At 38.7% G+C, this 17,307-nt stretch carries 16 protein-coding genes; 14 read left to right on the top strand and 2 right to left on the bottom strand.

The features are described 5' to 3' along the window. The 14 genes from QZT18_RS09035 to QZT18_RS08970 form a co-directional block, all read left to right on the top strand. Window positions 1-1,486: recombinase family protein (locus tag QZT18_RS09035; RefSeq protein ID WP_294146881.1), on the top strand; the 1,486-nt coding region annotated here is incomplete at its 5' end. 6 nt (window positions 1,487-1,492) lie between these two features. Continuing rightward, a complete protein-coding gene (locus QZT18_RS09030; RefSeq protein ID WP_294146880.1) occupies window positions 1,493-2,464 on the top strand; it encodes a recombinase family protein in 972 nt (323 codons plus the stop codon). Next, window positions 2,412-4,064 (top strand): recombinase family protein, encoded by a 1,653-nt coding sequence (locus QZT18_RS09025; protein ID WP_294146879.1) that lies wholly within the window; start codon window positions 2,412-2,414, stop codon window positions 4,062-4,064. The genes QZT18_RS09030 and QZT18_RS09025 overlap by 53 nt, the downstream gene beginning before the upstream one ends. A 415-nt stretch (window positions 4,065-4,479) precedes the next feature. Further along, window positions 4,480-5,346, top strand: coding sequence for an Abi family protein (locus QZT18_RS09020; RefSeq protein WP_294146878.1), 867 nt, complete (start codon window positions 4,480-4,482; stop codon window positions 5,344-5,346). Window positions 5,347-6,069: 723 nt separating this feature from the next. Next, a complete protein-coding gene (locus QZT18_RS09015) occupies window positions 6,070-6,261 on the top strand; it encodes a SymE family type I addiction module toxin (protein ID WP_294146877.1) in 192 nt (63 codons plus the stop codon). Between the two features lie 261 nt (window positions 6,262-6,522). Beyond that, window positions 6,523-6,714 (top strand): helix-turn-helix domain-containing protein, encoded by a 192-nt coding sequence (locus QZT18_RS09010; protein ID WP_294146876.1) that lies wholly within the window; start codon window positions 6,523-6,525, stop codon window positions 6,712-6,714. A 24-nt stretch (window positions 6,715-6,738) separates the two neighbouring features. Then, window positions 6,739-8,355: an Eco57I restriction-modification methylase domain-containing protein gene (locus tag QZT18_RS09005; RefSeq protein WP_294146875.1), complete on the top strand. Its 1,617-nt coding sequence runs from the start codon at window positions 6,739-6,741 to the stop codon at window positions 8,353-8,355. Window position 8,356: 1 nt separating this feature from the next. Beyond that, window positions 8,357-9,454 (top strand): DNA cytosine methyltransferase, encoded by a 1,098-nt coding sequence (locus tag QZT18_RS09000; protein WP_294146873.1) that lies wholly within the window; start codon window positions 8,357-8,359, stop codon window positions 9,452-9,454. A gap of 20 nt (window positions 9,455-9,474) precedes the next feature. After that, on the top strand, window positions 9,475-12,426 hold the full coding sequence (locus QZT18_RS08995; protein WP_294146872.1) for an AAA family ATPase: 2,952 nt from the start codon (window positions 9,475-9,477) through the stop codon (window positions 12,424-12,426). Between the two features lie 13 nt (window positions 12,427-12,439). Beyond that, window positions 12,440-13,789: a hypothetical protein gene (locus tag QZT18_RS08990; protein ID WP_294146869.1), complete on the top strand. Its 1,350-nt coding sequence runs from the start codon at window positions 12,440-12,442 to the stop codon at window positions 13,787-13,789. A gap of 69 nt (window positions 13,790-13,858) precedes the next feature. Next, window positions 13,859-14,056: a hypothetical protein gene (locus QZT18_RS08985; RefSeq protein ID WP_294146868.1), complete on the top strand. Its 198-nt coding sequence runs from the start codon at window positions 13,859-13,861 to the stop codon at window positions 14,054-14,056. 44 nt (window positions 14,057-14,100) lie between these two features. After that, a complete protein-coding gene (locus QZT18_RS08980; RefSeq protein ID WP_294146866.1) occupies window positions 14,101-14,310 on the top strand; it encodes a hypothetical protein in 210 nt (69 codons plus the stop codon). Then, the gene (locus QZT18_RS08975) at window positions 14,294-14,653 is read left to right on the top strand and encodes a hypothetical protein (protein WP_294146863.1); all 360 of its coding nucleotides are present in this window, start codon (window positions 14,294-14,296) and stop codon (window positions 14,651-14,653) included. The genes QZT18_RS08980 and QZT18_RS08975 overlap by 17 nt, the downstream gene beginning before the upstream one ends. Before the next feature lie 109 nt (window positions 14,654-14,762). Continuing rightward, window positions 14,763-15,974, top strand: coding sequence for a helix-turn-helix transcriptional regulator (locus QZT18_RS08970; protein WP_294146861.1), 1,212 nt, complete (start codon window positions 14,763-14,765; stop codon window positions 15,972-15,974). Between the two features lie 155 nt (window positions 15,975-16,129). On the opposite strand, the gene QZT18_RS23530 is transcribed toward QZT18_RS08970, so the two are convergent. Next, window positions 16,130-16,330 carry a transposase gene (locus QZT18_RS23530; RefSeq protein ID WP_366925836.1) on the bottom strand — a complete coding sequence of 67 codons (201 nt, stop codon included), beginning with the start codon at window positions 16,328-16,330 and terminating at the stop codon, window positions 16,130-16,132. Then, window positions 16,327-17,301 (bottom strand): transposase, encoded by a 975-nt coding sequence (locus QZT18_RS23525; protein WP_366925835.1) that lies wholly within the window; start codon window positions 17,299-17,301, stop codon window positions 16,327-16,329. The genes QZT18_RS23530 and QZT18_RS23525 overlap by 4 nt, the downstream gene beginning before the upstream one ends. Window positions 17,302-17,307 lie beyond the last annotated feature (6 nt).

Raw genomic sequence — 17,307 nt, 5'->3', positions numbered from 1 at the left:
AAAGCAGCATACATCCTATGTGGCACAGACAGAATATTATCAGCAGTATATTCAAGGTCGAGAGGATTGGGAGTATGTCGGCATTTTTGCTGACGAGGCGAAAACCGCAACCAAGGTGAAAAATCGTGACGAGTTTTTACGAATGATTAAGGAATGCGAAAAAGGCAATATCGATATCATCATCACAAAATCCGTCACAAGGTTTGCTAGAAATACGGTAGACAGCATAGAAACCATCCGAAAGCTGAAAGCACTTGGCATAGCGGTATTTTTTGAAAAGGAAAATATCAATACCATGTCAGAGCAGAGCGAGCAAATGCTGACCATTTTAAGCTCTATCGCACAGGGCGAATCGGAAAGCATTTCTACCAATAATCGCTGGGGCATCCAAAAACGCTTCCAAGATGGCAGCTTCAATATCGGCTGCGTGGCATACGGATACACCAAGGATGAAGATGGCGAGCTTATCATAAAAGAGGATGAAGCTGAAATCATCCGCAGGATTTTCAATGAATATCTTGCAGGAAAAGGCAGTTACACCATTGCAAAAGAATTAAACCATGATAGCATTCCAACCATTCGCAATGCAGAAAAATGGAATGACAGCGTGGTAAAGGAGATTTTACAAAACCCAATCTATGAGGGCGAACTGCTCCTGCAGAAAACCTATACGACAGAGGTACTTCCCTTTACCAAAAAGCGAAATAATGGCGAACTGCCAATGTATTCTATCAAAGAAAATCACCCAGCAATTATCACACAACAGCAGGCAGAAAGAGTAAAAGAAATTTACGCCTATCGCAGAATACAGATGGGTGTAGATGATAGTGGAAAATACCAAAACCGCTATGAATTCAGCAGTAAAATCATCTGTAAAGAATGTGGCGGAGTATTCCGTAGGCAAAAGATTTATATCGGCAAACCTTATGAAAAAATACAATGGTGCTGTATTACTCACATTGAGAACATCAAAAAGTGCAAAATGAAAGCAGTGAGAGAGGACATGATCAAGAACGCCTATCTCGCAATGTGGAATAAGCTGGTCAGCAACTACAGCGAAATCCTCTATCCCCTCTTGGAATCACTAAAAAATCTCAGAACCAGCCAAGAGCAGGAAGTGCAGATATTGGAGCTGAATAATAAAATAACCGAATTAACGGAGCAGAGTCGTATCCTAAGCAGAGTTGTGCAAAAGGGATATATAGACTCTGCTATTTTTATGGAACAGCAAAACACCTTAAATGTCCAAATCGAAGAATACAAGAAACGGCGAAATGCCTTGCTTGATGATAATGGATATGAAAAAGAAATTGATGGCACCAACAGGCTGCTGCAAATTATCAAATATAACCCTGTCATCATGGAGGAATATCAAGAAGAATTATTTATCCATACCATAGACAAGGTGCTAATCGGAAATAACGGAGATATCACCTTCCGACTGATTAATAGCCTTGAACTGACAGAAATAATTATAAGGGGGTGAACCAAAGTGCAAACACACTTACCCATTGGCTATAAAATGGTGGATGGCAAAATTCAGATTGAACAGGAAAAATCAGCTACTGTAAAGAAAATCTACAGCGAATATGTCAATGGAAAATCCATACTCGCTATCTCAAAAGAGCTAAAAGAAAACGATGTACCCAATGCCAACAATAAAACTAACTGGACGCATGGTGCAGTGGGGAAAATCCTGCAAAACATCAAGTACATGGGTGATGATCTCTATCCCCCGCTTATCACCAAGGAGCTGTTCCATCAGGCACAGGAGAAACGACAGCAAAAAACAGCACAGTTAGGGCGAACGGCACAGCTCAACAGTATGAATAATCACTATGCTTTTACAAACAGGATATTTTGCGGAGAGTGCGGAGAGCCGTACCGTAAGTATGTGAAACACTGCGGTAAGCCGCAGGAAAAGGTACGCTGGAAATGTAAAAAGTACATTTTTAATAACAGAGTTGTATGCAGAAATCTTTTCTATACTGAGGATGAAATAAAGGCTGTTGTTACATCAGCAATCAATAAACTGCTTCAAAAAAGAAATCTGCTGGATAAGCCTTATCGAAAAGAACCGCTGAAAAAGGATATGGAGCTAAGAGAGGTAGAACTGCAAATTGCAGAATTGGAGGAGCAGGAACAGTTTTCCTCGCCAGACCTTGCATCGCTTATCTTCAAACGAGCAGAGCTTACCTACAAAGCTTCAAAAATTGATGATTACCAATATGCTACTCAAAGGATTAGGGAGAGTATAGAGGAAATCCACGAACTGACAGATTTTAATGAAGAACTGATGGTACAGATTATCAAGAAAATCACCATCTACAAAGATGGAAAAATAGAAACAGAATTTATTAATGGACTGAAATTCAGTGAAATCATAGAAAACAAACGAAAGGATGAGCCTAATGGCAGTACAGAAAAAGAATGTGGCGATTATACCGCCGCAGATGAAATATGATAAACAGCTTCGAGTAGAGCAGAAAACCTTGCGTGTAGCCGCCTACTGCCGAGTAAGTACCTTGCTTGAACAGCAGGAAGGCAGTTATGAAGCTCAGGTAGATTACTATACCAATAAAATAAACAGTAATCCTAACTGGAAGTGCGCCGGTATATTCGCTGACGACGGCAAAAGTGCCACGCAGACCAATAAGCGAGATGACTTCAATGCCATGATAGATGCCTGCCTTGCAGGGAAAATAGACTTAGTGCTTACCAAATCAGTCAGCAGATTCGCAAGAAATACAGTAGATGCCTTACAGAACATCCGAAAGCTCAAAGAGAAAAGTATCCCCGTCATCTTCGAAAAAGAGGGCGTGAATACAATGGAAAGCGGCGGCGAGCTGCTCATCACCATTTTAAGCAGCCAAGCACAGGAGGAAAGCCGCAACATCAGCGAGAATACCAGATGGGGTTTAACAAGAAGATTTGAAAACGGTCAGATATCCGTCAACCATAAGAAATTTTTAGGATACACCAAAGACGAGGATGGCAACCTTGTGATAGTGCCGGAAGAAGCGGTCATCGTCAAGCGGATTTTCCGAGAATATCTTGAGGGAAGCAGTATCATCAATATCGCCAGAGGACTCCAGCGAGATGGCATTAAAACGGTAACAGGGCTTGACCACTGGCACCCCGGCACCATAGACAAAATGCTCTCAAACGAGAAACTGTGCGGGGATGCCTGTATGCAGAAAACCTATACCGTAGATTTCCTCACCAAGAAGAAGGTCAAAAATGATGGCTATGTCAGACAGTACTATATTGAAGATAATCATGAAGCTATCATACCAAAGGAGTTGTTCCATCAGGTGCAGGAAGAAAAGCTCCGCAGAGCATCTTTGCACAAAGCGGCGGTAACCCGAAAGAAAAACAAAGAAGAAAAAGAAAAAAGTAAATATAGCTCCAAGTACATACTGACCGACCTCATGGTCTGTGCCGAATGTGGACATGCCTATCGTAGGCAGATATGGAGTAAATACGGTGAAAAGTCAGCAGTGTGGCGATGCGAGGACAGGCTCAAGCAAGGCAAAAAGTCAAGGTGTCAGAACTCACCCACCTTGAAAGAGGAACAGCTCCACGATGCCATTATGACAGCCATAAACAGTGTGGTGGAAAATACAGGTGAATTTATAGGCACCTTCCGAGAAAATGTCATCCGTGTCATCGGTAGCTACAGCACCCAAGATGTTACAACGGAATATGATGAGCAGATAGAACAGCTGCAGCAGCAAATGCTGATTCTCATAGAAAATAATGCAAAGCAAGGAGCTGTCAGCGAGGATTTTGATGCAGAATATAAGAAACTGTCTGACCAAATCAATGAACTGAAAACAGCGAGAATCCAAATGGTGCAGGCGCAGAAACAGGCGGAAAGCTATAAAGAGCGTGTGGATCAGCTGGATAAGGCAATCACCACGGTAAACCCACAGGTGCGAGAGTTCGACCAAGACCTTGTAAAACGGCTCATATCCTTCATCAAAGTGCATAAGGGCATGAAGCTGGAGATACAGTTTTACTCGGGGATTGTGGTGAAGCAGGACGTAGACTACCATGAATAGGCAGTAAAATAGGAGTGGGGTGTGTTCCCCACTTCTATGATGAAATTGCTAAGACTAAAGCCTTCAGTGTGTGCTGAGGGTTTTATTGTTGGTGATCATGAAAAAATAGTCGTTACGTTGTTGTAAAATGATAAAAAAAGGTGTATTATAGTAATAATACTATAGATAGCAATTTGATTATCATTTAATTGCTTTAAAACCTTTGACAAACAGCGTTATTTATGATACCATATAGTTAACCGTAGGAAGGCAAGGGTCATGCCTGAATCCAAATATTCCATTAGCGGGATTAAGAATGGTATACCATTCTTTTTTTTATTTGAGGATAAAATATGATGAACCATGATCAACCAATCAGTTTAGATGAACAAGCTGAAATAATGAAAAATATGTAGTATTTAAAAGAAAGACCCGTATGAAAAAAATGTTATTTTATACGGGTTACTTTAGGTTGAGTAGATATGGTAAATATTTATTATCAATGACAAGTATAATAAAAGCTAAGCCGGATCAAGAATTATTATTTGAGGTATACTCTTTTGATGTGGAATTAAGAAAACTATTTTTTACCTATTCGAAAAAAGCTGAAGTGCAGTTTAAAAGCCATTTGTCTAATGCTGTTTCTTTAAAAACAGGTGATGAGGCATTTTACTTAAATAAGGGCTATTATACCGAAACAAAAGGCGATAACGATAAAAATAAGAGAAACTCAAATAAAAAATTTTTCAACAATAAACTCTTTAAAAATATTCAGACACAGGAAAAAGAACTACGCCAGAATGTAAATAAGTACCCTGAATTGAAGGAATATAGAAGTGGCGGAAGCAGATCCAAGAAGAAAATTCCGTGTTGGGCAGCGTTTTCATACTTTGAATTTGGTGTTATCACCAACATATATGCTTTTTTGCGTGGAGATTTACGCAAAGAAGTTCTTACATACGGCTATACTAAGCGTAACTATGGTAAAGAAGTAACAAAGCAAATGGACACATGGTTAGATGCCGTCAGAAATCTTAGAAATGTCTGTGCTCACCATAATAAACTTATAGGGAAAACTTCATCAGTAGTATTGCATTCATATGATGAGGCAGATATTTTGCTAACAAACACTGATTTGTTTTCCAGAATGTATGCCCTAAAAAAAGTGCTAAACGAGAACGATGGTAAAGCCTTAAAGAAAGACATTGCAAAAACTCTAAGCAAAGCGAAATTTGACATATATCTATTTGAGATATTACCAAGAGATTGGGAAAGTCGCTATGATAGAATAAAAAGCTTATAGTTGAATATACTATTAATGTACTAAATGTACCATCGGAAGGCGTGGGTAATGCCTGAGTCCAAATATTCCGTTGATGGGAGGGGCAAAACTATAAGTTTTGCCCCTTTTCTAATGTATCGTACATAATCCAGTATTAAAAAATGATGAAACGATAAGGAGATTTTTCACAAAAAATAGGTGCCACCAAGGAATTACTGGGTCTTGGCAGCATACTTATTGTCTCCTCAAGGCATGTGGAGAGTGTAGTATTGATGTCACAGGTTGATAAATAAAGTGCCGAAGAACGGCTAAAACAAGGGATTTCTGGTATTGGGCTGCTGATTACCGGATGCCTGAAATCCCTTGTTTTATATCCGTCAGAACATATCTACTGGAAATTTGATTTAGGGTTGTGTTGACAGGATTGTTTTTGGGCAGGTTGAGTTGATAGGACTGATATTTTGAGGTCGAGTTGACAGGATTGAAATCATGAATTAGTGTCATGGAATACCATAAAAATCACAACAATACAGGAACGAAGGAACACGCTTATTGATACAATGGAACAGGTTTGTGGTTGCATAGAACGCTTACTAACAGGTTTGTTTCCGTTAATGCAACTGATTGTTCTATATGAGATCGGCAGAGAACACAGAAAACTGTATCCCCCATTAATGATACTGCTTTGATATCGTTATATTTTTTAATCGTTAAATGATAAAATTACCGAGTGGAGAATAAATAATGGCTTTTAAAGAAAAAAGAGAAGTGAAAGTATATGAAATGAGCGGATGGGATTATAAAACGACTTCAACCATAATGCTGAAAGGACAGTGGCTCAAGGAACTTGGCTTTGTAACTGGAGAAAAGATGGATGTACAGTGTGAAGGCAGCAAATTAACTATCACGCTCAAGAACGAATGGGCAGCTGAATAGTGATGTAAAGCAGGGGGAAATCTCTGTCTTTTTGTGGTGGATTAAAGATAGGCTAAAATGAGGTTTAAATGAAAAAATTAGTGTCCTGATTTTTGGACACGTCAAATGCTAATATAAAAGAAAGTAAAGAAAAAAGAAATACACTAAATATTATGAAATATCATGAAATAACATCAAAAAACTTGCATTTTCAATCATTGAACGTTATAATGATAAATGGAAAAATGTAACCATCGATTAACGGCGTGAGAGGTGTGAATAATGTCCGAGAATTTGAATGATAACTACATTAGTATAGATGAAGCCGCTGAATATTTAGGAATAAAAACAGTGACTTTACGAAATTGGATAAAAAAAGACGAACATATCCCGGCTCACAAGATAGGAAAGTTGTGGAAATTCAAACGTTCCGAACTTGATGAATGGGTCAACAGCGGCAAGAGTGCCTTGTGAAATGGGAAAATGGTGAGGAGAACGATGATTGAAAATGCGCTTAATTTGGCATATACATATCTGAATGCTAATTATAATACTGAGGAAGTCACCGAGATGTGCGATGCAATGAGAGTTATTGCTCGTGAACCAGATTTTGAATTTGCAACAGTGCTAGAGCAAAAAGCTTGTTCCTATGACAGAACTCAGGATATGCTTTCAAAACTTAATGAAAAAGAGTCAATTAGAAAGAGAAAGGGGGTTTATTACACCCCTGTGGATTTAGTAAATTTTATTCTTACTAATTGTGTAAAGTCATTATATGGAAAACTGAATCCGCAAAATATGTCATTATCAAGTTTGGAGCAAATACCATATAAGTCTTTTGCGAAACAAAAAACAGTTTTTGATCCAACGTGCGGTGCGGGAGAGTTTTTGCTTGCAGCAGCAAATATGAAATATAGTATGTGGACGATGCATACGAGGTTGACTCCGGCAACCGCACTAAACATTATTTCAACGATTAAAGGAAATGATATAAATACGGAATCTGTCATTATCACAGAACTTCGTTTGTTCTTGTGTGTAGTGCGATGGTGTAATCACATTAACTATTTGGATTTGGCAAATTTACTAGTTGAGAATTTTACAACGTATGATTTTGTCACAGGAATCCCACCAATACATGGTGAATTTCATATCATTATTGGTAATCCGCCATATGTTGAAGATTCAAAAAGCGGTCTTTGCCTAGATGATAAATATGGTAATATCTATGCTAATGTTCTTAAAAACGCATCGAATAAGTTGGAACCTAATGGTAGCATGGGATTTGTTATTCCCCTGTCATACATTTCGACTCCAAGAATGCAGCGAATAAGAACTGATTTGTTTTCAACACTGCCTGAGCAATACATATTAAGTTACGCAGATAGACCGGATTGTCTATTTGATTCTGTTCATCAGAAACTGTGTGTTCTGATTGGTAAAAACAGAAAGAGTGAAAGGCGAGTGTATACAAGCAACTATCATTATTGGTATAAAGATGAGAGAGAAACTTTATTCAAGGATACACAAGTTATTAAACATAATTTCTGGATGGATGACTTTATACCAAAATTGGGTAATGATTATGACAAAGCGATATTCAGAAAAGTTATAATGTCAAAGCAGAATGTCTCAGTGTATGAGAATTCGAGGAATGGAGAAGAATCTGTTTTTTTAAACCGTAGAGAGGCTTTCTGGATGAAAGCTTATAGAACATATGTCGATGATCCAGAATACAAAGTCTTTAGTTACGATACCACAGGAGAAGCTGATTACTGTTATTGTTTGATTAATTCTTCATTATTTTGGTGGTATTGGATTTGCGTGTCAGATTGTTGGCACGTGAGCAAAGAACTGAACGGATTTAAGGCTCCTCGGATCAAGGATTACGAGACAGCTACAAGAATGGCAAATTCACTGAGAGATAAGTTAGAAAGCACGAAAGTATATGTTGGAACTCGGCAAACAGAATATGAGTATAAGCACAAATTATGTCTGGATGAGATTCATGCTATAGATGATTTTGTAAATGTAGCTTTTGGATTATCAGAAGAAGAAAGTACTTATATAAAAGAATTTGCCATTAGGTACAGAACCAGCGGAGGTACTGATTGAGATGAATGCAATAGATTTATTTTCCGGATGTGGTGGTCTCTCCCTTGGATTTATGAAGGCAGGATACACGATAAAAAAAGCAGTGGAGTTTGATCCTCCAATCGCTAATACTTATAAATTGAATCATCCAGAAGTTGAAATGATTGTTGATGATATTAGGAATATTGACACTACTGGCATTTTCAAAAATGGAGATGCAGATATAATTATAGGGGGACCACCATGCCAAGGTTTTTCTATGGCAGGTGCAAGAATACGTCATGGTTTTATTGATGATCCAAGAAATTATCTTTTCAAACATTACTTTAATGTTGTAAAAGAAGTAAGGCCAAGAGTCTTTGTTATGGAAAATGTCAAAGGTATGCAGACGATGCAAAAAGGCAAAATTTTCGAGGAAATACTTAGTGTTTTTTCTGATTCTGCTGCGATGGGAGGAACCCCATATCACTTGTTCCCTCGGGTAATAAAAGCTGTCGATTTTGGAATCCCACAGAAGCGGGAACGTTTGATAATTATTGGAACGACTATTGCAGATGTTCTGTTTGATGATTTATGGGAAGAAACAAAGCGTGATATACAAAAAGAGTATCCTGGTTATTTCGACCAGGTTACGGTATGGGATGCTATAGGGAATCTTCCGGCTGTATCTCAGGATGGAGTAGTTGAGAATCCCTCCCCAGTCACAAACTACCAAAGATACTTGAGTTGTAATAATAGCGAAATTACTAATCACAAGCAGTCTAAACATTCTGCGAAAGTTATTGAAAGAATGAGCAAGATAAGCAATGGACAAAATTACACTGAACTACAGGAAAAGATAAATTCTATTCATAGTGGATCATATGGTAGATTGTGTTGGGACGAGGTTGCACCAACTATTACGACAAGGTTTGACACCCCAGCGGGAGGAAGATTTACTCATCCTGTAGAGAACCGAACACTTAGTCCGAGAGAGGCTGCAAGAATACAAAGCTTTCCGGATGATTTTGTGTTTTATGGTGCAAAACGGGAGATAAGTAGACAAATTGGAAATGCAGTTCCACCCAAAATATCATATTTCCTAGCCAGGTTTATTGAAAAGATACTGAAGCAAGGATAACTGTAAAGGAGGTGACTATCATGGATAATATATTGTTACGTGGATGTCCAGGTACTGGGAAGACTTTTTATGCACGTGCAATTGCATACTATATCTGTATGAAAAATCTTTCTGCAAAGGAAGTTTTTAATCGTGATATTTCATCAGATTTGCAAGACATTAACAAATTCAGTGAAGATGGAATTCACTGTGAGTTTATTCAGGTGCATCCTTCGATGGATTATGATGATGTTGTGTATGGTTTACAAATTAAAGCATCTGATGGACTAAACATCGCATATGCTGAAAAAAGAGTTATGAAACTTTGCAATCGTGCAAGAGGAAAACAGAATAAATATTGTATTGTCTTTGATGATATTGACAGATCAGATGCCGGAAGGTTACTTGGTAATGTTCTATATGCAATGGAATATAGAAATCAAGAAATAGAATTGTCAGATGGAAAAGTAATGTCAATTCCGGATAATGTGTCATTGATTTTTACTGAAAATTTACTGGATGTAGGAAACGGCTTGGATTTGGCAGTGCGAAGAAGAATGACCTATTTGAAAGAACTCCGTTCAAGTCGTGAAGATATCAGAAGGTATTACAGCGGAGCCATTGATTCCAATGCATTGAGATTGATTTTGGATATATACGACAGGATTAAGGATTTTATTACAAGTTATATCTGTAAAGACGTTGGAATTAGTGCAGATGATTATGTACCAGGTCACTGTATGTATTTAGTTGCGAAAGCGGGAAGTACATATTTCATTTTGGATAATATAAGACAGAAGATCCGTTTTCAAATTGCACCATATCTCAAGGACTTACATTCCAGAGGAATTATTAGCATCAATCCAGAGGCTTTTTTGGAGCGAACATTGTCCAGTTTAAATATTGGGATTTCGGGCCTATGTAAGATTTCAGCTATCACAAAAAAATTAGTGAAAAGTGGAAAAATAGTTACACCATTTTCACTCAGTGATTCTCGCTCTTATTACAAGAGTACCATAGCAACAGCAGGGGGTTCTGATTTCAGAGGAATGATGGAATGTATAATAGATGCATTGATTTTGAACGGAGTGTTCCCATATGATGTGTTGGTAGGCTCTCTGCTGATGAATACAAATCTTGCATACATAGAAAGTCTCCATACTCCGACAGTCAAAGCTTCATATATGGTGGAGAAATATAAAGCCAATCGCTTTATGTACGAAACAGTACGGGCAGGAAAGATATCGGGAACGCATGCCTATTACACCTTGGATGTTGCTGCAACTGGAAGATGGCAGGCGGAGAATGATACAGAAGAATATATTCTGTCGTATTCTGATGGGAGCCCGGATGCTGAGTTTATTATCTTAAGTGGATTTAGAAATCATGGATTCAATCCGGACTCTGCCGAATTAGTGATACAACATAATACAGTCAATATCATGACGGCTGTACATATTCTGCTGGCAAAATATCTTGATTTGTATAAGACGAATATAGGTTTAGTTATGGGGACGAATCCTCAGTATAATAATCTGTATAATTTGATTATCTTGGAAGAAAAATATTTAGAATCGGTGAAACAGGTTCTGAAGGGAAAACTACCAGGAAAGCCAACGGGTGATGATGCAAGATTAAAATATTATGGCGAAAAGATATCTAATTTAAGATTTCTTTGGTATGGAATCGGAGATATCATTGAGGTTTCCGAAAAGCAGTTTGAAGATCTTATAAGTGGACGTATTGTTTTTAGCATTGATGAATATGAAAAAATGTTCGACACCAACGTAGGATTGACAATAAAAATCGAGATAAAAGGAGTGGTAAAAATGGTAGATTTGAAAGATTATCAAAAAATAATGGAGAATATCGGGATTAGACAGATGATTTTTCAGGGACCTCCGGGTACATCAAAAACATTTGAGAGTAAACGTTTTGTTCTGAACCAGCTTGATCCGACGGCAGCCGCATTGAGCAAAGCATTTGCATCCCAAGAAGACATTTCAAAAGATTTGGAATCATTTAAACTCAGTGATGACGATTACGCCGATCCATCAGCATCTCCAAAGCTTCAGACAGGAGGCTGGGACTTGGTTCAGTTTCATCCGTCTTATGGGTACGAGGATTTTATCCGTGGCATTGAAGTTAAAATACCAAAAGGGTCTACAACGCCAAGTTATGCTAGTGTTAATCGTATTCTTGGTCGAATAGCTGAATTCTCTAAAGCGGCCGCTGATAATGCCACAACAGGTACTACACCAAAGTTTTATCTGATTGTGGATGAAATTAACCGTGCAAATCTTGCAACAGTCTTCGGCGAGTTGATTTATGGTCTGGAATATAGAAATAGTAAGGTTTCTACACCATATGAAGTTAAGGAAAAGTTAACAGGAAATATTACTAAAGATATTACTATTGGAAAGAACTTATTTATTATAGGGACTATGAATACGGCGGATAAATCGATCGATGCAATAGATTATGCTATCAGGAGAAGATTTATGTTTGTTGATAGCCCTGCAAATAGAGATGTTGTTCTGGGCTGTTATCAAAACGTATCTGGCAATACAGATGAAAATTCTATTGAACTGTTACTATTTGATGCGGTACAGCATATTTTTGATGATGAACGTTTCTTTAATACTGAATATCAAAAGAGTGATGTAAAAATTGGTCATACATACTTTTTGAGAGATAGAAAGCGTGGATATGAAGACGCTGCAATCGAACATTTTGTTTTCCAGGTTGTTCCTATCATGAGAGAGTATGTAAAAGATGGTATACTGGATGTAACTGAGAATCTTGTTGCGAATGAACATACAGTAGCTGAAATTCATTCTGCTGCAACAGGAGATGAGCAGGTCGCACTATTAAGCGAAAATATAATGCTCTATATTAAAGAATTCGGAAATCTCAACAAGTCAAATGTTACCATTGATAATGAGTACATTGGTAAGTTTATTGACGATTTGAGAAAAGAATTTAGCTACTGAGAAGTGAGGGATTATGGCAAAAGGAATAATACCACACAGAATAGATGATTGGAGCCAGATAGATGAGAGCGATGGTTTCTGGGGAAAGATAAATCTACAGAGACCGGAAGATAATTTTGGTATCCATCAGTACAACAATGGCTTATGGACCAGTGGATTAGTTGGAGTAGGCCGTGTTTTTGATATCAACGGTGCCCCAATCCATGATAACGGAAAAGAACATATATTGATTGTTTCTTCTAGCTACGGAATGAATCCGTGGCGGATGCTTGAAAAGGTTTTGAAAGACGATGAATACGAGGCATACACAGAAGAACTGAATAAGGAAAACAAGTTCCTATATCGGATTTTTTATGATCAGCCAGTGATTCAACTTGAGCAGGATGATGATTCAGATGCGGAAATATTATATGCCTTGAGTTTTTTGAACGCTTGTTATTCTTTGTGCAAAAAGGGTCTCAAGAAGTCTCTCATCTATAAAAAGGAAAATTACACGGCAAAGTTACGTGGGAAAATTGATGTTTCAAAGAATATCAAACACAATACGGCTCGTGGAAGAAGTGACAAATTCTTTTGTAAATATGTCGATTTTACAGAAGATAATATTGAAAACAGAATAATCAAGGCAGCATTACTTAAAAGTAAGACAACGCTTAAGAAACGGTTTCAGGATAATGCGTCAATTAAAAACCGTATCGGTTTTTGTGTGAATTCGCTTCGGCACGTTTCTAATACAAGAATTAACAACAGTGATTTTAATTCAGTTGCTGTAAGCGGTTTGTATTCATATTACAAGCCTGTGATTCAACAGTCCAGAGCAATTTTAGGTCAGAAACAGCACACATATTTAGAAAACGATGGTTGTACTACAAAGAAAAGTGTTTTTACAATTCCATATGTCATTAATATGGAAACGCTATTTGAATTCTATACCAGGACAATATTAAAGGAAATCTTGTCTGCTGACAAATATAAGTTGGAGAAGTATTCGCAAAAGCTGTTCCTGCAAAATGGAATCGCAAATACAGAGTATTCGGAAAAAGGTATTCACTTAATGACGTATTGTATCCCGGATATTATTGTTTGTGATAAACAAACCGGGGAGCCATCTATGGTTTTAGATGCAAAGTATAAGCCAGACAGCCGTCCAGTTCGCGCAGATAGTCATCAATTACTATCATATGTTTTGTTAACTGGAGTTAAAATGTGTGGGTTTATATTCCCTGGAGAAGTTACGCGATTGAAAAAGATGGAAAGTACCCAGGATTTCTATCTTCCACTTAGCGCTGAACCAGTTCGGTATTATGAGTTGATTATGGGAAATGATGGCAATGCTGACGAAATTAAGAAAGTATTATCGTAGCACGGGTACATACATGGGGCTTTATTCCATCATTAGTATATGAACATATAAGTGGTTGGAGGAGGGAAATTGGGAAAGTATTATACTGTGTATGATGAACGCACAGAAGAAATTATAGCCTTTGGTAATGCCTCGCAATGCACCGCTATTCTGGGACTTAAAAATACAAGGCAATTCCATGCATTTGTTTCTAAAACACGTTCCGGATTGCGAAAAAATTATAAGGTCGTTATTGAGGATGATGGAGAAGAATCAGATTCAGAATAATTAAAAGTCTTTTGAAAAAGACTGGAAACAGGGGGAAATTGCGTGTGGCAGACAGCCACTCATTTACAGAATATGTCGCACAAACATTTGATAATCAGTTCTGGGCAGCGGCAGAGGAATTTCTGCGTGAAAATATGGATGACTTGGACATTGAATTGTACAAGATACACAGGGCAGGAGAAACTGAGATTCAGGCTGTTAATGTGGAGCATTGTATGGGTCGAAGATTTACCAGAAATGGCAATCCAATTTGACGTGGCTCTGTCAGTAGTTTTTGAAATCCATGAGGCGGATTACCATTATGATGATACTGAAGAAAAGAAAATCTGGATGATGATTCGTTGTCGGGGAGACTTGGCACAGGATTTAGCAGATTTTGAGATATTTGAGGTGTCCGATTACAAGCGGAACAATCGTGCAAAAAAGCCGATGGATGATGCACTTGTTCCGGTGATTAATAAAGATAACCTGGAAAAGGTGACCGAGCAGTTCCTGCGTGATTGTTATAAGAAGGCACTGCTTGAGCCAATTTGGGTAAATCCCATCGAACTGGCTGAGAGCATGGGTTTAAATGTTCGTTTTGTCAATATTACATAAGGAAGGATCTATCTTTGGCAGAAGTTATTTCCATGAATGCGAAACGGAGTTATATGATTCAGAAACAGAGCAGATCGTTTCTGAGGTAATTCCGGAGAAGACGATATTGGTGGATAAGGCTGTTGCATTTATGTATGTACTTGGGGCAACCAATAATACCATCATTCATGAGTGTGTTTACTGGGATAAGCATCAGAAGGCGTTTGCTCTTGCAAGGCTGTATAATAAAGACCTTACGAACATTGGCTACCGGGTTGAAGGTGGTGTTGTTGGCGATAAGGCCGAGTGGAACGTTGTTGATTGGATGGAGTGGCAGGCCAATGCACTGACTCCTAAAATCCAGATGCCTTTGGCAATGGTTAAGAAACGAGTAGAAAGCCTTATCTCCACATATCGAAAAAGCCTGAGTGCTTATGACATGATCGATATTATCGAGCCAATTATCGATCAATTGGTCTTAGATTTTGGTGTTTCCAGGACAGCTGCTAAAATCAGAATGTTGGATGCCGGATATGAAGAGGCACTCGGAGCATTTACATATATTGATGGCAGATATGTGAAAACGCATAAGGCAACAAAAGGATTTTTAAAGTCGAATCAGACATTCTCTATTTCCACGTATGATCTTGCCATTATGAAATTTAGCAATCCGCAGTTTCGTGATGTCTTGGAGAAAGGCCGATATTTGTATGTGGATTCACATCTGGTTGTAGACAGCAATCTGTATGTGGAGCAAGATGAAGATGGGAATGCTGCGCTTACGCATTATGCCCGCAATCATATGGATGAGTGTTGCCTTGTCTTTGATTTGTCAGTCAAATCTAAGATTAGTCAGCAGTATCACAGTGAATGCTTCTTAAATCGTGATAAAGCATCGGCTGTGGATTTCAACGTTACTTTCCATGACGGGTATGAGAATTCATCGAAAGATAAGCAGATCAAGTTGGTGGCTGAAACGGTAGCAGAGGAAAATCGTTTCTTTAGTGAGTTGCCAATTGACTATACCGTCTGCTTGGATAAGGCTATGACCTGGAGAAATGTAACTGCGGCAGAAATCGGCAGACGCACAGGCTTGAATGAGGCAACGGTACAGAGAGTAGTGAAGGGCGAAACGACTTCGCTCAATTCATTGATCCTCATATGCCTTGGGATGCACTTGCCTTATAAAATCAGTACGCACGTTATAAATAATTCCCCTACAAAATCGCTGATGTCAAATCAGAATCATCAATGGTACGATTTTGCTTTGCAGTATTTGTATCCAAAGACTGTGGATGAAGTGAAAAATGAATTAGAAAAATATGGAGCTGATCCATTATAAATCTTACTCAAGGGGGTGTCGCAAAATCACTGAAACAAAGTGATAGAACGATGCCCCTCGTTCTATGCGGACAAAAAACGGATGGAATCTGCAAACCAGAATTCCAACCGTTTTTTTGGCGTACTTTAATAACTCTCTTGATTTCTTCCTCTTTTCTATGCGGTTTTTAACAAAAACAGATGGCTCCCTGTCCGTCCGTTCTGAATTTTAGCATGGAGTTTGTTGATGTTATACCTCATGCACAGCAGCAGAATCTCCAGTTTCACTCGGATTTTCCCCCGCAGTAAAAATCTTCGAAACTCATAGTCATTTTTTAACACCCCGAAGGCTCCTTCTACCTGGAGCGATCGGTTCATCGGTTCATCCGATACAGAACTACCGTTTCGCTCATGATATTTTCATAGGATTCCTTCCGCCTCTCTATGAAGGTTTTGAAAACATACAGACGTTTGTTTCCCCTGGCTTTCGTGCATGCCTCTTTGTTGGGGCAGCCCACACAGTTTTCACATTCATATACCGTTACTTCGGATTCGTACTCGCTTTTGCTTTTCTGCTTTTTTATGTATAGTGCGCGCAGCTCTTTTTCGGCGTGGCAGGTATAGATATCAGCAGCCTCGTCATATGCCATGTTTTCCCGCTTGCTGATGTCTTTTTTAAAACTACGCTTTTTCCATTGTTCATATGTCTGCGGTTTGATATAAGGAGTCTGCCGGTGTTCCTGCAGATAGTGGTAGCCCTCCTCGCTTTCGTAACCGGAATCTGCTGTCACGCTGGGATAACGAAACCCCAGATCCTTTTCCATGTGTTTTAGAAATGGGATTAGGGTCCACACATCATTTCGCTCTTGAAATATCTCGGCTGAAACAATATATTCACTGTCTACTCCAATCTGGACGTTGTATCCCGGTTTTAACTGGGCATTTCTCATGTGGTCGTCTTTCATATGCATAAACGTGGCATCCACATTGGTTTTGGAATAGCTGTTGCGCCCTTCCAAATGAGAACGATGCAGATCATAGAGCCTCTGGCGGTCAAGGAAACGGCGGAACATCTCCTGATAACGCTGATGAGCCGTTTTTCTTTTCCCACGGCCGGATACAAATACAATGCCGTGCTCTTTTGTATACGCTTCCAAAAAGTCCAGAATTCTTTGCAAATCCTCTGCCCGTTGCTTACGTGACACGGTAAATGACTGGATGTATTCATGGTTCAGCAACCCAACGGCGTTTCCTATTTTCTCATACATTTTTTCTTCCCATCTGGCCATCGACTTCTTCCAGACAAAGGTGTATTTGTTGGCACAGGCCTTTGTACCGTCAATGAACAAGGTCTC

This window comes from uncultured Clostridium sp. (assembly GCF_900547735.1).
GTDB lineage: Bacteria > Bacillota > Clostridia > Lachnospirales > Lachnospiraceae > Otoolea.
The sequence above is the reverse complement of the archived record's forward strand: the minus strand, read 5'-3'. Positions and strand labels throughout refer to the sequence as shown.